Below are 23404 nucleotides of genomic sequence, written 5' to 3'. Positions count from 1 at the left end.
TCAGTACAATGACAAATACTAAAAATTCAGCAAAAATAGAGCTCAATACTATTTCTGAGGCCATAGAAGACATTAAAAACGGAAAAGTCATTATAGTTGTTGATGACGAAAACAGAGAGAATGAAGGTGATTTTCTTGCAGCATCAAGTAAGATAACACCTGAAACCATCAATTTTATGGCCACTCATGGTAGAGGTCTAATTTGTGCTCCTTTAACCGAAAGTAGATGCAAAGAACTTGAGTTAAACATGATGGTAAATAACAATACAGATCCTATGGAAACTGCTTTTACTGTTTCTGTAGATTTGAGAGGAAATGGTGTTACCACAGGAATATCTGCAAGTGATAGAGCAAAAACGGTTCAAGCGCTTATTAATCCAAATATTAAGCCTTTTGAATTAGCAAGACCTGGTCATATTTTTCCACTTGTAGCTAGAGAAGGTGGTGTTTTACGACGAACTGGACATACTGAAGCTGCTATTGATTTCGCAAAACTTGCTGGTCTTGAACCTGCGGGAGTTATTGTAGAAATCATGAATGAGGATGGAACCATGGCAAGGTTACCTCAGCTTATGAAGGTAGCTAAAAAGTTTGATTTAAAAATTGTATCCATAGAAGATTTAGTTGCTTATCGCATGGAACATGACTCATTAATAGAGAAAAAAGAAGACTTCAATATCGAAACTAGATTTGGTAATTTTCGTTTAAGAGCATATCAACAAACAACTAACAATCAAATACATATATCTTTAACAAAAGGGAGCTGGACCAAAAATGAACCTGTACTGACTCGAGTTAATGCGACTTTGGTAAATAATGACATTTTAGGAACACTTACCAACAATGCTGATGAGAAATTAGACGATATGTTTAAGGTTATTAATGATGCAGGAAAAGGCGCTATTATTTTTATTAATCAGCAGTCGCAATCTATGAATCTTTTAAAACGATTACATATTTTAAAAGATAGTCAGGTAGAAGGTAAGGTTACTAAAGCGCCAAGAATTGATATGGATAGTAAAGACTTTGGAATTGGAGCTCAGATATTACATGACCTGAATATTCACAAGCTTCGTTTGATTTCTAATACTGAACAAACTAAACGTGTTGGAATGATTGGCTATGGATTAGAGATTGTGGAATATGTTAATTATTAATTCTTTTGCTCTAAACCCTTAATTCTATCTTCTAGAGTTTTATATATTTTTAGTTCTCGTTTCAATACTTCAATTTCATCTTGTTGTTCTTGTATCGCTTTAATTAACACAGGCACTAACTCAACATAACTCATCGATTTATAGTCGCTTTTAGTAATTATTTTTTCTCCTGTTTCTGGATTAGCGTCTATGTCATCGTTAAACACAACTTCAGGAATTAAGACTTCTACCTCTTGCGCTATTAAACCTAGACGAAAACGATCGTCAATTGAAAAATCTTTATTATACCTATACGTTACTGGATTAAGACTTAAAACCGTTTCTAAACCATAAGGTATTTCTTTAATAGAATTTTTAAGCCTTCTATCAGAAAAATTCACAAAATCATCAGCTACCACATCATCCCAATGTTCTGTTGCTGTATTATTACCTAAATCATATCCAGAAACACTTCCACCAAAAGGTACAATATCTCCATCTAAACCTAAATTATTTGCTCCAAGATCGGCAACTTCTAAATTATTCAAAGACAATGTTGCATTCGTATGAGTTGCATTGACATTACTGATAGTTACGTTACCATTAAATCTCAAAACATCTGTATCAAACTCTCCATAGATTAAAGCTTCAGTGCTATCTGCATCAGAATTTTCAATGTATAATTTATTAGAAGCTGTTTCATTATATCCTGCTTGATAGCCAATAGCGATGTTATTTGACCCTGTTGAATTACTGAATAGAGATTGAAACCCATAAGCTACATTATTATCACCTATATCAGTTGAATTAAGAGACTGATATCCAATTCCTACATTTCGATTATCTGAACTATCGTCATTTACACCTGCTCCAATGCCTAAAAAAAGAGAAGAACCGTCATCTGAACCATCATTATCAGATTTACCATCAACTAGATCATTTATTTCATGAGTGACGGTTGAATTAGCCCAAGTAACATTTCCAGCTCCATCAGTTTGTAAGACTTGATTTATAGCGCCATCTGCGGTTGGGAATTGATATGCGCTATTGATATCTAAAGTGCCGTTTACTCTTAAAAGATCATTATCAAATTCACCATATATAAGCGCATTATTTGCATCTGCGCTTGAATTTTCTATATATAATCTATTAGAACCTGTTTCATAATAACCTGCACGATAACCTAACGCGATATTATAAGACCCTGTTATGTTTCGATATAATGATTCAAAACCATAACCGACATTATAATCTCCTGAATCATTAGTACGCAAACTTCGGATTCCAATAGCAATATTAGCATCACCTTCTGTATTTAAATCTAAAGCGAAAAGACCAATAGCTATGTTTGCGCTTCCAGTTAAATTATCACCTAAAGCTCCAGTACCAAAAGCAATATTATAATTTCCTTCAGTATTATCATGTAAACTGTTATTTCCAGTCGCAATATTAGAGTTTCCTGTTATATTACTAAATAAAGATTGATACCCAGTAGCTACATTACCATTTCCTTCTGTATTTTGTCGTAAAGCCCTATAACCAGTTGCTGTATTATAATCTCCTTCTCTATTAAGATACAGAGCCCTAAACCCTGTTGCCACATTTAGAGTACCTGTTGTATTTAAAGATAAAGCTTGATACCCTATTGCTGTATTTTCACTACCTATAATATTTGAACTAAGAGATTGATAACCAACTCCTACATTATGATTATTTGAACTATCATCAATAAAACCAGCTCCAGTTCCTAAAAAAACAGACGAGCCATCATCTGAGCCATCATTATCAGATTTACCGTCTATTAAATCATTAATTGCCCTTGCTCCATTGCCAATTGGCAACCAGCCTGTTCCATGGTTGTAGTAATAAAACCCTGGCGCATTAATTCCAAACGTTGTTGTTAGATACACAAGCATTGCGTTTTGATTAACATTAACTCCTGTTGGAAACACATCTACTTTAGGAATAAGTATACCATCTGTAGATGTTGGAGCAGCTTGATTTGATGATCGGATATCTAATTGTGCTTGAGGATCTGTTGTTCCAACACCAACCTGTGCAAATGAATTAAATATAAACACATTAAATGCTATACTAAGTATTAGTTTTTTCATATTCTAAATGGGTTATTTCTTATTCTTTATTAAAACTTGTGCTTTTAATAACTTTATTATTATGAACGATCTTCAACTTATAAAGTCCCTTTTCTAAATGATTAATATTTATAAGAATTTGCTTCTCATGAACCTTTTCAAGAGTTCCTATGTAAGATTTCTTTTTCACATGAATAGGTTATAGCAAGTCAATGCTTTAAATTCATGATAAATGTAATTGACTATAGAAAAGAGTTCTGTAAATTTTGTAACAAGAGCTGAAACTATTGTAACATACGTATGAATAATCTACTTTTAATGCGGAATGGAGTTATTTTTTAGCGTATTCTGAAGGTGTACAATTGTAAAAATCTTTAAAACATTTGCTAAAATATGTATGGTCATTAAATCCAACACTGTAACCAATTTGAGAAATATTAGTATCAGATTCTTTAAGAAGTTTTGCTGCTAATTTTAAACGTTGAGAACGAATAAACTCTGATGTTGTAAGACCAGTTAGTGCTTTTAATTTTCTATGTAATTGCATTCTGCTCATCCCAATAGCAACACTAAAACTATTGGTACTAAATGAAGGTTCTACCAAATTAGAATCTAGAACATTTTGTAATCGTTCTAAAAATTGCTCGTCTATATTAGTAATGCTAACGTCTTTTGGCAATAACACTAATTCTTGGCTGTAACGTTCTTGTAATAAACGCCTATTTTCGATAAGTTTTTTGACTTTAGCCATTAGAATTTTTGAATTAAACGGCTTGGTAATATAATCGTCTGCGCCTACTTCAATGCCTAGCAATTCATTTTGATCTCCAGCTTTTGCAGTAAGTAGGATAATAGGAATATGGCTAGTTCTTTCGTCATTTTTTAATTGTTGTGTTAGCGCTACACCATCTTTTACTGGCATCATAATATCAGAAATAATAATATCTGGTATGGTCTCAAACGCAGCTTCAATACCTTTTTCGCCATTTGATGCTGTTACAATATTATAGGTCTCTTCAAAGGTTTGTCTTAACAACAGTCTTACATCATCATTGTCTTCTACTAATAATAAAATAGGTTGTTCGTTATCTACAAGTTCTACTGTTTCTACTGTTTCTACTGTTTCTACTGTTTCTACTGTTTCTACTGTTTCTACTGTTTCTATTGTATTTATTTGCGTTGCGGCTGGAGCAATTACAGTATTATCTTCTTTTGACTCTATAAATTGTTCATTTTTAAAACTAATCTTGTCCACAGGTAATGTAACTGTAAAAGTGGTAAATGAGTTCGGTGCACTTTCTACTTGTATTTTTCCTTTGTTTAGATCCACTAATTCTTTAATTAATGCTAATCCAACTCCAGTGCCTTGATTTTGCTCGTTGGTTTGGTAGAAACGTTGAAAAACATGTTTCAATTCTGTTTCTGTTAATCCTTTACCAGAGTTTTTAACCTTAAGTTGAAGTATGTCGTTTTCAATAAAGGCATCGCATGATACAGTTCCCTTTTCAGGAGTATATTTTATAGCATTAGATAAAAGGTTTACACAAATTTTTTCTAGTGCATCTCTATCAAAATAGACGTTCTGATCATGTTCATTTAAATTTAAACTATAATTAATTTCCTTTTGTTCTGCAGAATAAGCAAAAGACTCACTTATTGCTGCAATAAAATTAATAGCATTAGATTTTTGAATGTGCAACTTTAATTGACCAGCATCAATTTTTGAGAAGTCTAACAATTGATTAACAAGTGATAATAAACGCTCAGAATTTCGTTTAGCAGTTTGAAATTGTTGTCGTTTTTTATCTGATATGGTATTATCTTCTAAAGTGGCCTCAATAGGATTAGAGATTAAGGTTAAAGGCGTACGAAACTCATGCGTAATATTGGTAAAAAAGTTAGATTTTGCAATATCAAGTTCTCTAAGTTTATCAGCCGTTTTTTTTCTATTTCTGAAAAGAATAAAGAAAAAGACTCCTATCAAACCGATAAGTAAAATACCACCTATTAGTAGGTCTCGTTGATTCTTTTTTTGTTGAAGTGCTAATTCATTTTCAGCTTTTAACGAGTTAATCTCTTTATCTCTTTGTGCTGTTTGATATTTTCCTTCAAACTCCTTAATCTTCTCAGCGATTTGAATCTGACTTAATGAATCTTTTATTTTATATCCAATTTTGTTTAGATTATTTGCTTTTTCATGCTCACCCATTAAGGTATAAGTGTCTGCCATCACAAATGCCAATTCCTTTTTAATAAGACTATTATTGGTGCTATTATTTAATTGAACACCTATTTGAGACCACGATAAAGACTTTTCAAAATTATTTTTTCTTAATGAAAGTTTTGCTAATTCGAGCGCATTAGTGGCTGCTTCTAAATTAAAGTTTGATTGTTCAAAAAAATCGAAAGATTTTGTAAATAATGTTTCTGCTTCAACTAATTGATTTTTATCCAATTTAATTTGAGCGAGTGTAGTTCCAATATCTGCAGCATTTCTTAAGTCATTAATTTTAAAAAAGAAGGCCTGTGAATTGGTTAGAATGCTATCTGCTTGGTTTAGTTTCTTCTGCTTAAAATACAATTTTCCTAACTCTATATTATTGGTGCTCATATAATATTCTGCAGCAGCAGCTGGCAGTTTTTCAAACTGACTGTTAGCCTTTAGGTAATATAATTCTGCAAGATCAGGATCATCAAACTTTAAATATATGCCTCCTAAATTCTGATAAGCTGCAGCAATGACATCTGGTCGTAAGGCTTTATTGATATGCATTGAATCGACCTTAAGAAAATAAACTTGAGCTTTTTCAATAAAATCTTGTCGTGCATAAATAGTTCCTAAGGCAGTATAAGTATCTGCTTTGGTCATATATGAAAGTTCAATATCTGAATTGATATTTATTAAAGCCTTATTACACGCTATTTCTGCTTCATTGTATTTGGTTAAGAGGTACAAATTCCGACACAAACCATTGTAAGCTATAGCTGCACCTATGTTATATTTTTCTTTTTCTGATCTTCTGGCAGAACTTTCTAAATAATATAAAGCTGAATCTGTTTGTTGGGTTCTTCTAAAGTATTGGGCATATAAATATTCGGTATCTGCAAGCCCCTTTTGATAGTTGCTTTTTTCTGCAATTTTAAAACTCTTTCTAATGTAATAAAGTGCACTATCAGGTTTAGGATTGATATGTTGAATTACCTTTTTCTTGTTTTCGGAAATTACAACTGAATCTTTATAATGATTGTTTTGAGAAACAACCGAGTTTAGATATAGTAAGAAGAATAAAACTATTAAGTATCGCATATATATCTTTAATTTCATTTAAATATAAGTAATAATATAAATAACAAATATATTAGGATTACACCTATTGTAACATAATCTGTTACATACGCAACATTATAAAATAAAACCTAAAAAAGGCTTAGAATATCTTAAAACAAAACGATCTGAATGCGTTTTACCATCTAAAAATTTCGCTAATATTAGGACCCATTTTCATCTTTATAAACTGATTATTCTTTGAGTTTAATTTCTCTAAAACTCAATAAATAATTAAATTTATTGGAACACTTCATTTATAAGTTTTGCCATTAATTGTGCTCTTTCTTTAACTTCATCTTCGGTCCAAGATAATTTAATTAAGCATGATATGTTTCGACCAATAAAATGATCAGATTGTGAAAAGTCTTTTGTTTGAAGTTGTGATAGAACTATTTTCATTTCTGAAGACAATGGATACAAAGATTTAGCATCTTTTAAATGATTCCATTTGCGAACATAATGCCAATTATTATCAAAGTAATTCCAACACGCATCAATGCCATTATCTTTAAATGTAGCCGAAACTTTTCGAGCTGTTTCTAAATCTGGCAAAAAGAAGTTCAAAAACGCATAACTTTCTTCTCCTTCTTCGGGAACTCTTCTAAATGTAACACCAGGAACGTTACTTATTGCATCACGTAGAATAGAATAATTCTTTTTCTGAATGGCTATAAATTCTGGCAATCGTTTTACCTGAGCCAATCCAACAGCAGCATGCAATTCTGAAATTCTAAAATTATAACCTAAAAATGGATGTGTTTCGGCTCCTCTGTCACTACCAATATGATCGTGTCCATGATCGCTATAATGATCCGCATTTCTATAATAGTCTGGATTATTTGTGATAACTGCTCCACCTTCACCACAAGTTATAGTTTTTACAAAATCGAATGAAAAGCAACCTAAATCTGCAATACTGCCTAAAGGTTTTCCTTCATAAGTTCCACCTATAGCTTGACATGCATCTTCAACAAAAAGAAGATTATGCGTTTTACAAATGTTTTGAAGAGCATTCATATTCCCCATGCTTCCGCACATTTGAACAATCATAACCGCTTTTGTCTTTTCAGTAATAGCGCCTTCAACGGCTTTGGGATCTAATGTAAGTGTATCATCAATATCTACTAGAACAGGAATTGCTCCAAGCATCATAATCGCTTCAAAACTCGCTACAAAAGTAAACGTAGGCATAATCACCTCATCACCTGCTCCAACACCAGCAGAAGCCAATGCAACAGAAACTGCAGCAGTTCCACTAGACACTAGTTGCACATGGTTTGTCTTGAATGTGTTTTGAAGTTCTGTTTCTAAAGCTTTAGCTTTCCAATGGCCTTTTCGCATGCCATCAAAACCATAGCGCATGAGCACTCCATTATCTAATACATCATTGACTTCTTTACGTTCTAAGTCGCCAAATAATTCAAATCCAGGCATATTAGTATTTGGTCTTAGTCTTTAGAAAAGTCATAAACTCTGAAACTGTCTTCGAATTTATTTCAGTTAACGCCTTTTCTATTGTATTTCCTTTTTCATCAATAAGCACTAAAGCTGGTACAATTTTACTTTTTGTATAATGAGCCGCTAAGCGCTTATTATAATCGTCGGCAGATATATCTAGTTTTAAAAGCACAAAGCTAGACGAATATTTTTTGAATTGATCTGAATTAAATACTTCATCCTGTAGCACTGTATAATTCTCATTAGTAGAATTATCAGTTACAAAAACTAATATTGGATTTTTAAGTGTTTCTGAAGTTTTGATAGCTTTCTTATAATCAGTAAACCAATTTTGAGTATTAGTTTGTGCTGAAAGATTTACACTAACGATAAGTAGGATTATTATGGCTATTTTTTTCATGGTATTAATATTACAGTGAATAAAACAAATATAACATATTAGTAATGTCGTTCAAAACAATTATTAGAATTATAAAGTGATCACTGCATCATCAATTGTTTTTCTGACTTTTTTAAATGCAGCAAATTTATCGTCTTCAGCGCGATAACCAATTGGAAGCACCAGAACAGATCTTAAATTTCGTTCTTTTAAATTCAATAAAGCATCATACTCTTCAGAAATAAATCCTTCCATCGGACAAGCATCAATGCGTTCAATAGCACAAACAGTCATTAAATTACCAAGAGCTATATATGCTTGTTTTACAGACCATTCTTGACGCTCTGTTTTAGACATATTTTGCATCATTGTCTTTAAATCTTTTCTGTATGGCTCAAGAATATCTTCAGGAGTTTTTCTTAAATCGGCTACTGAATCAAATAATCCATCGACATCAGCATCCAAAATATCATCTTGAACACAAATCACTAATAAATGTGATGCATCGACTATTTGATTTTGATCATATGAATGTTTAACAAGTAAGTCGCGTTTCACTTTGTCAGTTATCACAAGTAAACTTATTGTTTGCAACCCAAATGATGTTGCAGTAAGATTAAACGCTTGTTTAACAATAGATACTTTCTCTTCTGAAAGCAATTTTGAAGCATCAAATTTTTTTGTGGCATAGCGCCATTTTAAATGATCAATAGTAGTCATAGCCTTGTCAATTATTATTGCAAAAATACGTTATACACATTTGAATTTAAACACTAGAACTATTAATTAAATCAATAACTATATAATTTGTTTTAAAAATATCAGGTTTTATTTGAAAGAATTAAAAAAGGGTTCTATATTTGCACTCGCATTTAGGGAATACCTAATGAGACACTACTGGAGAGTTGGCAGAGTGGTCGAATGCGGCAGTCTTGAAAACTGTTGAGGGTCACACCTCCAGGGGTTCGAATCCCTTACTCTCCGCCAAGATTTATTCAAAATCGACGAAAGTCCTGTAAACACTATGTTTATGGGACTTTTTAGTTCACCCTAAACATCAAAAAGTGTATTAAAAACCATTCTGTTGGTGACCCAATCGGTGACCTTTTTTATACCTTATTTAGGTCACCTAATTTGTTAATAACTGTTTATAAACCAACGGTTTAAACTTATTTAAAGACCTCTATATTTTGTAAATTAATGTATAATTTTAAAGGTCACCAGAATGAACAAAACATTTGGATTATTATTCTACTTGAAGAAAAGTAAAGTAGATGCACAGGGCAAATGCCCTATTTATTTACGTATTACTATAGATGGTAAACGTACAGAGGTTAGTGCAAAGCGTACTATCGAGATTGAAAAATGGAGCAAAGAAGCCAATAAAGCAATTGGACGTACAGAAGATGTACGAGAACTTAATGCCTATTTAGACTCACTTACTACAAGAGTCTATCAAAGTCAAAGAGATTTAATTCAAGATAATAAGCGTGTAACTACAGAGACTCTAAAAAACAAGTTTTTAGGTGTTGAGGATAAACAAAGAACACTTAACACCATCTTTAAAAACCACAATAAGCAAGTAGAAAAATTAGTTGGCAAAGAGTTTTCACCAGGTACTTTAGAACGCTATAGAACAGTAGCAAAACACTTAGAACGGTTTATGTTACATCAATACAAAGTTAGCGATGTAGGTATTAAAAGAATAGACCATCAATTTATCACAGACTTTGAGTTCTATTTAAAAACAGTTAGAAACTGCGGTCATAATAGTGCTATTAAATATATCAAGAACTTCAAAAAAATAGTCCGCATTGCTATAGCAAATGATTGGATTACTAAAGACCCATTCCGTAATTATAAAGTGCGTATTAAAGAAGTAGAACGTCATTTTCTATCTGAAGAAGAAATACAATCAATGTTAGATAAAAAACTACATACACCTCGTTTAGAGCAAGTGCGAGATATATTTGTGTTCTGTTGCTTTACAGGTTTAGCATATAGTGATGTTAAGAAACTTACTAATGATAATTTAGTGTTTGGTATTGATGGAGACAAGTGGATAAAAGTAAAACGTACCAAAACAGATACACGAAGTAATATTCCACTATTACCAACAGCTTTAGAAATTTTAAAGAAATACGAGAACCACCCAGAAGCAGTAACAAAAGGAGTATTACTTCCTGTACTAAGCAATCAAAAGTCAAATGCTTATTTAAAAGAAATAGCAGACTTGTGTGGTATCAATAAAAACTTAACCACACATTTAGCTCGCCACACCTTTGCAACTACTGTAACACTTTCTAATGGTGTGCCAATGGAATCTGTAAGTAAAATGTTAGGTCATAAATCACTAAAAACCACACAACATTATGCTAAAATATTGGATAGAAAAGTGAGTGATGATATGGCAATATTAAAACAAAAATTTGCTGATAAAAGAATTGCAGACGATTCAAAGCGAATAGCTAATTAACACATATGCACAATGCATATAAGTATATACTTAAACCCTTGTTAATTCAAGGGTTTTTTTGTTGAAAAAAGCACTCTTTTTGTTTACAAGTGTTAATAAGTTTGTTTTAATCAAAAGTCAAAATGTCGTAAATTAACACAATATAAATCAGGTGTTTACACCGTTTAATACATTTTAATAAAGAATGACATTTGAAGTAATTACAAAGGATGATTTAAAGACTCTCAAACAGGAAATCATTACAGAACTTAGAACAATTTTAGGAAGCCAAACAGAGCAAAAAAAGTGGTTAAAATCAGCAGACGTACGTGAGCTATTAAATATCTCAGCAGGTACATTGCAGAATTTACGTGTAAACGGTACTTTACCTTATACAAAGATGGGTAAAACGATGTACTATGAGTATGACGATGTAGTAGGTATTTTAATCCAAAACAAGAGTGCATAATGAGATTATATATTCCAGAGAATTTGGATATAGATCAACTTATGTATGACAATCCACCGAACTTTAAAAAGTACAAATGCAAAACTGATAAGTTATTGTACATTATTCATTTAATTAATGCTTTGCCATTAATGAATAAAGACTTGTTGTATGAAGGCTACGTGCCTTTAAACGCTACTATGCTTCAAAGCAAAATATCAAACTACAAGGAATACCTTGACTATCTTCTAAATGATTTAAAAATAATTGAATCAGACGGTCAATACTTTCCAGGTTATAAATCTAAAGGTTATCGATTAATAGAAGAATACAAAACAGAAATTGTATCAGTTTCTATAAGAGAACAAGTTTTTTCTAATACGCTTAAAGTACATCGCAATAGAATAAAAGCGTCGGTTACTCATCTTGATTACTTAACAAAATGGTTTGATGATAAATTGCAGATTGATATAGATTATGTAAACGAATTTTTGAAAGAAGAATTTAAGCTAAAAGAAAATAATGATGCGTTAAGAGATTATGACAGAAGTAGAAAAAAATTCAAAGAACCAATTGCACAATTAAACCACGCTAAAATTAGTGCCGAAAAAATAAATCGTGGAGAATACTATTTAATGCACGATAGTAATGTTTACAGATTCCATTCCAACCTTACGAATATGCGAAGTGTTGTTAGGAATGCAATTACTTATGATGGCCAAAAATTAATTTCGATTGATATTAAAAACAGTCAACCTTATTTAAGCACCATATTGTTGAGTCGTTCATTCTGGATTGAGCAAAAAAATGAGCCAAATCAAGAAAAGTCTTTATCAATTTCATTTAACGAGCCCAAAAGTTGTCACAATTATGCTTTTAATGATATAAATACTAATAAGTATAAAGGTGTTAATGAGATTGATGATAGAATGAATATATCACAAATAAAGATACACGATAGTGATTCTTACATTATGTTAGGAGATATTGATAAGACCCTTATGAATAAAGAGTTTAGTCAGTATATAAATCTTGTAGTGAGTGGTACACTATACGAGTTTTTAGAGCAACAGTTTAGTCAATGCTTAGGTGAAACCTTCTCAAACCGTAAAGAAGTAAAAACAGCAGTATTTCAAGTGCTATTTACAGATAATAGATTTTTGGGGCAAGAAGAAGCAAAGCCAAAGAAGATGTTCAAAGAAATGTTTCCATACGTCTATGAAGTCTTTAGACAGATTAAGAGTAAGGATAAATCACTACTTCCAAGATTATTACAGAGTATTGAGAGTTACTTAATGATTAATGTTATTGCAAAGCGTATATCAGAAGAGTATCCAGATGCGTTTATATGTACCATACACGATAGTATTTCTACAACAGAAGAATATGTAGATGTTGTTGAGCAAATAATGATAGAGGAATTATCTAAGGCTATTGGTCATCCACCAAAATTAGCTCGAGAAGAATGGTGTAAAAGCAATATGGTAAAGCATCTTGGAGCTTTGAAAGAAAAAGCAAGAGTGGTTGCATAAATAACCCAACAGAACCCAATTAACCCAATGGGTTCTTTGGGTTTAATATTTAGTAAGATATATTCCTAATTACTGCCAAAAGAATTATATTTTTAAGGCTTAATAAATTAAAATACTCTGGTCAGAAATATGTCAAAATCAATAGACAACCTAAAATACTTCTTGAAAGAAATGTTCCAATTCAATGAAAACGATTTGGACTTCGGAATCTATAAAATATACAACCTTAAACGTAACCACATAGAAAGCTTTATCGATGGAGATAACCCTAACGATTTAGAACCAAATATTGTAGAAACATTAAAAGAAGTAAATCTTGCAAACCAAAAAACGGATGCTCTTGATTTGCATAATTTTTTAAAGGGAATAAATAAAGAATCACTTTTAGAGGAACCAGAGAAAAATTACGATAGAATTAAAGGTCAATTGGAATTAGATTTAGAAGATGAAAATGAAAAAACTAAATTAATTGATACACTTAACAATCTCACAAAATCAGAAAGTATTACTGACGAGCTAAAAGATAAAATCTACAATCATATACTTGGGTTTTTCCAAATGTATTATTCTAACGGAGATTTTGGATATAATGACAGGAGTAGAGATTTATACAAAGTTCCTTACGAAGCAGATTATAATGGTAGTGACACAATGTTTCATTGGAAGCATAAAGGCAGTTTATACATTAAAACAGGTACATCTTTCAATGCGATTAAGTTTGAATTAAATGGAAAAAAGATAGAATACCGTTTAGAAACAAATGAAAACAGCGAAGATGAGGGAACAAGCCAAAACAACAACAAGGACAGTCAACTAAAACATTATCGTTTTGCCAGAATCGAAAAAATAAAAGACAAGGCTACTAAAGAGACTATTTATCAAGTTGTTTTTAATCTTTCTGATGCATCAACCTCTAAAGTAGATATTTATAAAATAATTTATAAAGAGGTATTTAGTGAAACCGATATAGATAAATATTTGGAATATGAAAATATTAAAAAAGATGGTAAAATCGAGACTAAACAAGTATTTGTAGACTTAACTAAAGATTTTGACAAAGTACAAAACGGAGCTATAAAAGGTTTATCTGCTTTACGCCAAAAGAAACAAAAAATTGAAAAAGAAGTAAAAAACAATTTTGATAGAGGTGTGCGCTTATATGATGAAGAAACAAAACAGTTTACAGATGAAACTATAAAAACACTTTATACATTAGACCAAAAATTAAACAGTTTTTACATTGGTAATGATGCTGATTATTTTATACACGAAAACCTAAACGAGTTTTTAACCAACGAGAAAAACAGATACGTTAAAAATTACATTTTTGATGATTTAGAAAGCATATATGCAGGTAAATTAGATAACACCACATTACTAATTGCAAAGGCTTTTGATAAAGTAAGCACACGCATTATTGAGTTTTTAAGTACTATAGAAGATTTTCAAAAACACTTATTTACTAAAAAGAAAAAAGTAGTAGAAAGCGAGTATTGTATTACAGTAGATTATATAGATGAAAACTATTATCAAGAAATTTTAGAAAACAATGCTCAACTACAAGAGTGGCAAAACCTATTTTCTTTAGAAGTAAAAACTATTGAAGATATAAAAGCCAACCCAACTTTAGTATTAGATACCAAATGCTTTAAACAACCAGATGGCACAAACCCATTAAAAGATAAAATACTTTTTGAAATAGACGATTTAGAAGATAAAACGAATGGTTTATTAATTAATTCTGAAAACTATCAAGCGTTAGATATTATAAATTTAAAGTTTAAAGATTCTATTTCTGGTATTTATATTGACCCACCATATAACACGAGTAAAGATGGTTTTATCTATAAAGACTCTTTTAAATCATCTTCTTGGAGTTCTTTGATTAATCAAACTCTTCAAAAATCCTATAGTTTATTGAATAGTGAAGGTTCGTTTTTTGCTAGTTGCGATGAAAATGAATTTCTAAATTTTGGTTCATTATTACAGTCAACTTTTAAAAAGCAAAATCATATAGAGACAATAACTTGGAATAAACGTGTTCCTAAAAATGATAAAGGAATTGGTAATATTCACGAATTTATTTATTTGTTTACAAAAAATTGGGATGAAAGAAAGAAAAAAGAACTAAGCTTTCTAATGCTGAAAGATGATTTGGAGGTCATATACGATTTTGTAGATAAATGTAAAAGGGAAGGTTTATCTATTGAAGATTCAAGAGTGAAACTAAAAAAGTTTTATAAAAAGCAAGGCTATGATAGAGGAATAACACTTTATTGCGAGCTTGATTCTAAGTATGAAATCTGGGGAAAAATAAATATGTCTTGGCCAAATGCTAATTCACAAGGAGAGAAATATGAGGTTATTAACCCTGTTACTAATAAACCAGCACCAGCACCAGATAGAGGTTGGAGATGGACAAAAACAACATTTGAACAAGCAGAAAAGGATGGTATGGAGTTTACTTTACCAGATGGTAGCTTAATGAAAGGAAAAATTTGGTATTCTACTAATGAAAAAACTCAACCAAGCTCGATAACATACTTAAAAGAAGTTGAATCTTTCCTATTAAGGTCTATACTAAGTTTTAAAAGTGATGGAAGTATTGAATTAGAAAATATGGGATTAGGTGGTATAATTGAGTACCCTAAACCAACTAAACTGATTGATAGAATTATTTATTCAATGAATATTCAACAAGGTTATATTTTAGATTTTTTTGCAGGCTCAGGTACTACTGGTCATTCTGTTATCAATCAAAATCTATCAGAAGAGAAAAAAAGAAAATATATTCTAATCGATATGGGTAAACACTTTAGTACTGTTTTAAGACCAAGAATATGTAAAAGTGTTTTTTCAAATAAATGGCAGTCAAAATCACCATCAGGCTTAGGTTCACCAAAACACATTTTTAAATACCAAATATTAGAACAGTATGAAGATGTTTTAGATAATTTACAAATATATGAAGGTGCATTGCCTGAAAAATTACCAATAAAGTATTTATATAAACCAGAAGAAAATAGTTTAGATACTACACTAAATCTATTTACACCTTTTAGCAATACTATAAGCTATGGGCAACCTACCCAACAAGGATTTATAGATATAGTAGAGACTTATAATTATTTACAAGGTTATTTTGTAAAGACTATTAAAACGTATGAGTTAAATAAAAAGTACTATAAAGTAGTAGAAACTACTAATGGTATTTTAGTTGTTTGGAGAGTTATTACAATAGATGAAGATGATAGCAAACAAGTTATTGAAATTGCGTCTAAATATAAAAATATTCATACTATAGAAGTAAATGCAGAATTTGCTACACTCAATTTAGATAAAAGCAATAACTTAAAAGTAGAAGACACGGATATAGAGCTAAAAATCATTTCTAAAGAAGTATTTAACCAATAATAAAACGCAATGGAGTTAAAATTATATAACTATCTGCGTAAAGAAGGGTTAACGCATTCCGATGTAGATTTTAGAGAAACTGTTTATCAAGATAAATTAGAGCTGTATGATACAACTTTAGGTTTAGATGTAGATATTTTAAGTAGTGTACAAAAGCATTTAAAAACATACAACACCTATTTAAAAACAAATCAACAGCAAGAAGTAGCCCTACGTTACTATCAAATATTAGCACTATACTTTACAGAGTTGTATCTCACTAAAAAAGAGGAACACGATTTTGAATATAAACAAGAAAAGGAAGAATCATTAGCCTATTGGATGGCTACAGGTAGTGGTAAAACAATTATTATGCATCTTAATATTTTACAATACATAGCACATTGTAAAAACTTTAGAGATTTTGAAATTATAATGACAACACCTGGTGTAAATTTAATAGACCAGCACGAAAGAGAATTAACACCTTTTATTGAGTTTCTAAATACAAAATATCGTAACACAGTTCGTTTAACAATTGATACTACATCAGCATTATTAAATAAGCCTAATGACTTTTTCGATTTTCCGCAAAGCAAATCTTACCGTAGATTAATATTAGTAGATGAAGCACATATTGGGTTAAGCACAACAGGTACTACAGGAACAGATGGAGCTTTTATGATGTTAAGAAAGCGTTTAAACATAGAAAATAGTTTCTTGTTTGAATATTCAGCCACCTTTCATAATATTAGTGGCGATTTAGAAAAAGATTACGAAAAGTCAATAGTTTACGATTATAATTATAACCTATTTTACAAAGATGGTTATGGTAAAGATTATTACTTTCAACAAGTTGGGGATGATGTTTTAGAGAAAAGTTTTGATGATAATTTGCATAGAAACCTATCTGTAATTAATGAAAAGATAGACTTATGGCACAACATAGATTATTCCGTTCAAAAGGATATTTTTAAAGCCTCACAGCATCCAGACAAGCCTTTAATTGCATTTATGGGTAATACGGTTAACAACAAAGATAAGTCTGCTAAAAACGAAGACCCAGAAGTTTCAGATATTACAAATATTGTCAATTTTTTAGCTGATTTATCTGATGAACAAAAAGCAACATATAAGTACCTTTTTAATGAAGAGTTTGCAGGTAAACTTACGCTTACACGAAATCCAGAAACTGATGATGAAATTCTAATATCTTATGGTAATGGTGGTTATTGGGGAATTGTAAATGTAGGTAATGGAGCAAAGTTTATCAACGATTTAGAGAATGATAACGTCATTAAAAATCCAAGAGATAAAGTAATTGTATCTAATATAGAACGCTATTCATTTAAAAATATAGACAGTCAAAACTCACCAATAAATGTATTAATTGGTAGTAGAAAGTTTGCTGAAGGTTGGAACTGTTTTAGAGTATCTGTAATTGGTTTAATTAATTTAGGAAGTTCTAAAGGAAATAAGATTATTCAAATATTTGGTAGAGGTGTTCGTATTAAAGGATTAAAAAATAATGGTAAACGTACCTTTCCAGAACATAATGAAGATTACTTTAAATTAAAGAATACAAAAGAAGAAGATAAACTTCGTAAAATAGAAACACTAACAGTTTTTTCACTTAAAAAATCATATTTAGAAACCTTTACAGGTGCAGTAAATAAAGAGTTAGAAATTGTTAAGAAATATGAGATTGAAGTAAATCCAAGCATCATAAAACTAAATGATAATACAGAAATAAAATTTGAAGAGTTTAGAAAACGTATCCCAATTTTTAAATTATCTAAAGTAGATATTGCACAGCGAAGAGTAAGTTTATTAGCTAATAATAGTTTTAAAGTAAAGTTCAATCAAAACGGAAGCAATAAAGAAGATACAGTAAATAATTTCTCAATCAATTTAGATTATAGACCAGATAGAAATACAGAAGGTGTAAATATTAAAGGAGAATTAGAAAATTTTATAAAGTATTATAGTGTATTTATTAACCTAAATAAATTACAAAATATAATCTCTGAATTTCAAGAGGATAATGGTTTGTACATTAATGCTAATAGCAAACAAGTAACGATAATTGATGTTCTAAATTATATTAATGAAATAAACTACAAATCATCTATTGATACTACAAATATTGAGTTCATTGAAAATATAGTAATTCAAGTAACAACAGACTTTTTAAAGAAGTTGAAAAATAAAGTAAACTGGTATATCAATAATAGTAATTACCAATATCAAGAGCTTTTAAATCAAAGTACAGATAAAGTAAAGGGAGATTTTATTGATAAATATTACATCCTTAAAACAATAGAATCTACTAAAGAATCAAGAGGTAAAACTACCTTTAAAAAGCAAAAAGAAATTGATAAAGAGGTAACAGATTTTGAAAATGAAATTGATGCAATAGCTGAAAGCTTAAAAATAGATACTATTGGTAATCATATATACAATCCACTATTACGAGAAGTAAGAAACAATGTAGATGGTGAAAAGGATTTAAAAATTACACCAGACAAATTAAATGCAGGAGAAAAGAAATTTGTTCAAGATTGTGCAAATTACTTTAAAGACAATAAAGATTTTAAAGATTACGAAATCTACTTAATGCGTAATGTAGAAACCTTAAAAAGTATCGGTATTTACTTAAATGATGATTCACAAGTATTTTATCCAGACTTTATTTTATGGATGATAAAGGAAGATACTATCCATATCAATTTTATAGATCCAAAAGGTCAAATGGGTATACAAGATGCAACCACGCTTTTAGATAATGAAAAAGTAAAAATCGCAAATAAAGCAAATAATGATACTTTGGTTAGGTTAGAAAAAGAGTTGTCAGAAACGCATAACAAAACCTTTATTCTAAACTCATTTTTATTGTTAAGGGATAGTTCTGTATTGGGTTTTAATAAACCAAAAGAGTGGATTAAAGAGAAATTGATAGATAAGAATATCTTTAGATTAAATTGGCACGAGACTGATGAAAGAGAAAATAAAGTAGCTGTAGATAAATTACCTGATAATAAGAGTTATTTAGACTTAATCGTAGATTGTATAAATTAAATATGAAAGCAAACGAACTACCAATTATAAATTTTTTACAAGCACCAGATGTGCAATTTGTAATACCTGTATATCAACGTAATTACGATTGGACTAATAATGAGTGTAAAGAACTATTAAATGATATAATAGTTGTAGAAACCACAAACAGAGGCACACATTTTATTGGTAGTATTGTTTTTATACACGAAGGCGCATATAGCACAAGTGAAGTTAAAGAATTAGTTATTATAGATGGTCAACAAAGACTTACAACTATTAATATCTTATATGTAGCATTATATCGTTTTGCAAAAGATAACGATATGCAACAAGAGGCAGATATGGTTTATAATAAGTTCTTAGTCAATCAATACGTTCAGCAAGAATCAAGTAAATTAAAATTAAAACAAACAGACACTAATTCATTGGCATTTAAAGCAATAATGAATAGCACGGAAAATGAGTTTGCGCATTATTCAAATGTTATAGAGAATTTTAATTATTTCAAATTAGCTATAACTAAAGATAGTTTTAATACCATACTCAATGGTTTAAAACGCCTCATATTTGTTGAAATTTCTTTAGAACGTGGTAAAGATGATCCACAACGTATTTTTGAGAGTTTAAATTCAACAGGTTTAGATTTATCTCAATCCGATTTAATTAGGAATTATATTCTTATGGATTTAGACCCAAAAAACCAGTATAAAGTATTTGAACAAATTTGGAACCCTATTGAAGAAAATGCAAGAGACTTAACAAAACAGAAATCTTTAGTATCATCTTATATTAGAGATTATCTCACATTACGCAATAAAAAAATACCTAATAAAAACAAGGTGTATATAGAGTTCAAGAAGCTATACACTATAAAAGATGAAGCATATCATCAAGAGTTAGAAAACATCAAATCGCTTTCTACACACTACAAGAAGTTTATTAATCCCTCTACAGTTCAAGAACATAGTATAAGAAGAGAATTAGAATATATTTCTCGTCTTGAAATTAATGTAGCATTTCCATTTCTACTGCAAGTATTTGAAGATGCAGAAAATGGTTTAATAACAATTGAAGAATTAATTAAAGTTTTAAAATTAATACAGACGTATACGTGGCGAAGATTTGTTGTTGGCTTACCTACCAATGCTTTAAATAAAATATTTATGACATTATATTCTGAAGTAGATACAGAAGAATATTTTGATTCCATAGCGTTAGCATTAATAAAAAAACGAGGTAGTGCAAAGTTTCCGACAGATGAAGATTTAAAGACAGCTTTAAGAGATAAAGATTTATACAATATTCAATCTAAAAACAGAAACTATATGTTTGAGTTATTAGAGAATTTTAATAATCGTGAATATGTAGATACATCTAACGAAAATATAACGATTGAGCACATCTTTCCTCAAAACCCTAATGAAGATTGGAATAAGAACATTACACCAGATGATTATTTTCAATTCAAAGAAAAGTACGTTAATACAATAGCAAATTTAACCCTATCAGGTAATAATGGCGCTTTAAGTAATAAGTCTTTTCAAGAAAAAAAATCAATGAATAGACAAGATGCTGAACAAGGTTATAATTTTAGTCGTCTTTGGTTGAATGATTATCTTAAAACAATTGTTAATTGGGATATTAGTAATTATGATGAACGCTTTGATTTAATCTACAATAGGTTTTTAAAGATTTGGGAATATCCTGATGTTATTATACCAAGTGCAGATAATATTGAAGAACAAAATATATTTAATGCAGAATCACCTACTCATAAAAAGTTAGAATATTTCATATTTGAAAATACTAAAGTAGATGAAGAGGTAATATCTCAAATGTACGTTTATGTAATTCAAAAACTGTATGAAAAGAACCCTCAACTATTATTAGAAGCAACAGACATTTTTAAAATTACTCGAAATTCTGAAGATTTTAGAACACCACAAGAATTGGATAATGGATATTTTATAGAATCTAATTTAGATAGTAATTCAAAGTTTAGTAGTCTTAAAAAACTACTTAATCTATTTGAGCTTGAAGATGAGTTAGTTATAAAATATGAAGATAAAGAAAGTAAAGATTCACAAAATAGATTTGCAGTACGTAGAGAGTTTTGGAAACAATTATTACCTCAAATAGTTAATACAGAATTATTTGGTAATGTAAACCCAAGTAAAGATCATTGGTTAAGTTCAGGTGCTGGTATAAGTGGTTTAAATTACACTTTTGTAATAACCAATAAATATGCACGGATTGAATTAGGTATAACATCTTCGAGTAAAGAGAAGAATAAAAAATATTTCAAAAAATTATTAAGTCAAAAAGATAGTATTGAAAAGGCTTTTGGAAATGCTCTTGAATGGGAAGAATTAGCAGAACACAAAATGAGTCGTATTAAGTATGAGCTAACTGGTGTTAATTTATTTGATAATGCTGATTGGGATAAAATGAGTGAATTTTTAATTGAATACTTACCAAAGTTTGAATCTGCATTACAACCTGCAATTAAGAAATTGAAATAAATGCACCAACTCACCAAAACAGATTTTAAGTATTATTTAGATTGTCCAGAATCTATATGGTTATTAAAAAATAAACCACAGGTATATCCTAAAGGTGAGTTTTCATTATTTGCAGAGAAATTAATTAAAGAGGGTTATGAGGTTGAAGCCTATGCTAAACAGTTATTTACAAATAGTTTAGACTTACCAGAATATGGTAGTCCTGTAGAAACACAACAAGCATTAACTGATAGGCATACTATTTACTTTCAGCCATCATTTAACACTAATAAAGACGTATTTGCACGTATAGATGTATTAGAACGTTTAACAGATGGTACGTGGCATATTTATGAAGTAAAATCTTCTACCTCAATAAAAAAAGATAGAAAGCATAGACAAATAGAAGATGCTTGTTTTCAGAAGTATGTACTTACAGAATGTGGTTATATAGTTTCAAAAGTTTCTATTATTCATTTAAATAAAGAGTACGTTAAACAAGGTGCTATAATCCCTAATGAATTATTAGAAATTACAGACGTTACAGAAGCAGTAAATGGTATCTATTCAACAGTAGTAAATACAATTAATGCAGCATCAAACTTTATTAATAAAGAAGCTATTAATGAAACTGTTTGTTCTTGTAAGTATAAAACAAGGTCTAATCATTGTGATGCATTTGAGTATTTTAATAGTGACATTCCAGAATATAGTATTTATGAAATAGGTCGTATTTCAGCAAAAAAAGTAGGTTTATTAGCAGATAATGAGCAATTAGCAATTATTGATATTCCTTTAGACTTTGAGTTAAATGTAAACCAACAAACACAAGTAGAATCTGTAAAACAAGAGCAACCTATAATTAATCAGCCTAATATTAAAAGGGATTTAGATGTTTTAAAGTTTCCATTACATTTTATAGATTACGAAACTTATGCAAGTGCTATTCCAAGATTAGATGGATTAAGTCCGCATAAGCATTTAACCTTTCAAGTATCAATTCATACACTTACAGAAGATGGTACTTTAACACATTTTGAATATTTATTGGATGCTATGAAAATGCCAATAGATATGATACAAGCAATGCAAGACTTTACAGGCAGTACAGGCACTTTTATATCGTGGCACGCAAGTTTTGAAATAGGAAGAAATAAAGACTTAATAGAATGGTTACCGCAGTTTACCAATTATCTCACTTACGTGAACGAGCATACTTTTGATTTAGAGACGATTTTCAAAAAAGATTATATAGACTATCGTTTTCACGGTTCAAGCTCAATTAAAAAAGTACTACCTGTATTATGTCCAGATATAAGTTATTCAGATTTAGATGTTAATAATGGTACTATGGCATTAGACACTTGGGGAAGAATGATATTAGATAAAGACTTTAATGAAGATAAAGAAGAAACAAGAAAAAACCTTTTAGATTATTGCGAATTAGATACTTTGGCAATGGTTAAAATATATGAAGTATTAAAAGAAACTATTAAATAAAGACTTATAATAAGTAACATAGTAACTCATTATACTACTAATAGTAAAGTACTTAATAAAGTTACTTATGTAGTTTTTGGTATAAATTTTGTTTTAAAACAAATAAATTACATAATTTTGC

At 30.0% G+C, this 23404-nt stretch carries 13 protein-coding genes and 1 tRNA gene; 9 read left to right on the top strand and 5 right to left on the bottom strand.

Annotation, left to right across the window (positions count from 1 at the left end; genetic code table 11):
- Positions 1–8 precede the first annotated feature (8 nt).
- Positions 9–1157: a 3,4-dihydroxy-2-butanone-4-phosphate synthase gene (gene ribB, locus MUN68_RS05350; protein ID WP_249995635.1), complete on the top strand. Its 1149-nt coding sequence runs from the start codon at positions 9–11 to the stop codon at positions 1155–1157.
- Here ribB and MUN68_RS05345 read toward each other — a convergent pair.
- From MUN68_RS05345 to MUN68_RS05325, 5 genes are all read right to left on the bottom strand, one after another.
- On the bottom strand, positions 1154–3250 hold the full coding sequence (locus tag MUN68_RS05345) for a tail fiber domain-containing protein (RefSeq protein ID WP_249995634.1): 2097 nt from the start codon (positions 3248–3250) through the stop codon (positions 1154–1156). The genes ribB and MUN68_RS05345 overlap by 4 nt on opposite strands.
- Positions 3251–3560: 310 nt before the next feature.
- A complete protein-coding gene (locus tag MUN68_RS05340; protein ID WP_249995633.1) occupies positions 3561–6536 on the bottom strand; it encodes a hybrid sensor histidine kinase/response regulator transcription factor in 2976 nt (991 codons plus the stop codon).
- A 258-nt stretch (positions 6537–6794) separates the two neighbouring features.
- The gene (locus MUN68_RS05335; protein WP_249995632.1) at positions 6795–7991 is read right to left on the bottom strand and encodes a DegT/DnrJ/EryC1/StrS family aminotransferase; all 1197 of its coding nucleotides are present in this window, start codon (positions 7989–7991) and stop codon (positions 6795–6797) included.
- A gap of 1 nt (position 7992) precedes the next feature.
- Entirely contained in the window at positions 7993–8415 is a 423-nt protein-coding gene (locus tag MUN68_RS05330) for a hypothetical protein (protein ID WP_249995631.1), read from the bottom strand.
- Positions 8416–8484: 69 nt separating this feature from the next.
- Entirely contained in the window at positions 8485–9114 is a 630-nt protein-coding gene (locus tag MUN68_RS05325; protein WP_249995630.1) for a nitroreductase family protein, read from the bottom strand.
- Between the two features lie 179 nt (positions 9115–9293).
- On the opposite strand from MUN68_RS05325, the gene MUN68_RS05320 reads away from it, so the two are divergent.
- The 8 genes from MUN68_RS05320 (at position 9294) to MUN68_RS05285 (ending at position 23283) form a co-directional block, all read left to right on the top strand.
- Positions 9294–9381, top strand: a tRNA-Ser gene (locus MUN68_RS05320).
- A gap of 238 nt (positions 9382–9619) precedes the next feature.
- Complete coding sequence (locus tag MUN68_RS05315) at positions 9620–10870, top strand: site-specific integrase (RefSeq protein ID WP_249995629.1); 1251 nt, start codon at positions 9620–9622, stop codon at positions 10868–10870.
- A gap of 184 nt (positions 10871–11054) precedes the next feature.
- Positions 11055–11318: a helix-turn-helix domain-containing protein gene (locus tag MUN68_RS05310; protein ID WP_249995628.1), complete on the top strand. Its 264-nt coding sequence runs from the start codon at positions 11055–11057 to the stop codon at positions 11316–11318.
- Positions 11318–12829, top strand: coding sequence for a hypothetical protein (locus MUN68_RS05305; RefSeq protein ID WP_249995627.1), 1512 nt, complete (start codon positions 11318–11320; stop codon positions 12827–12829). Before MUN68_RS05310 ends, MUN68_RS05305 begins: the two co-directional genes overlap by 1 nt.
- 129 nt (positions 12830–12958) lie before the next feature.
- Positions 12959–16243 (top strand): DNA methyltransferase, encoded by a 3285-nt coding sequence (locus tag MUN68_RS05300; protein ID WP_249995626.1) that lies wholly within the window; start codon positions 12959–12961, stop codon positions 16241–16243.
- A 9-nt stretch (positions 16244–16252) separates the two neighbouring features.
- Entirely contained in the window at positions 16253–19300 is a 3048-nt protein-coding gene (locus MUN68_RS05295; protein WP_249995625.1) for a DEAD/DEAH box helicase family protein, read from the top strand.
- Positions 19301–19302: 2 nt separating this feature from the next.
- Positions 19303–21804 carry a DUF4268 domain-containing protein gene (locus MUN68_RS05290; protein ID WP_249995624.1) on the top strand — a complete coding sequence of 834 codons (2502 nt, stop codon included), beginning with the start codon at positions 19303–19305 and terminating at the stop codon, positions 21802–21804.
- On the top strand, positions 21805–23283 hold the full coding sequence (locus MUN68_RS05285) for a DUF2779 domain-containing protein (protein ID WP_249995623.1): 1479 nt from the start codon (positions 21805–21807) through the stop codon (positions 23281–23283).
- The last annotated feature ends 121 nt before the right edge of the window (positions 23284–23404 follow it).

Origin of the sequence: Psychroserpens ponticola, from assembly GCF_023556315.2 — a bacterium.
Classification (GTDB): domain Bacteria; phylum Bacteroidota; class Bacteroidia; order Flavobacteriales; family Flavobacteriaceae; genus Psychroserpens; species Psychroserpens ponticola.
This window is presented reverse-complemented; position numbering and strand designations above follow the sequence as displayed.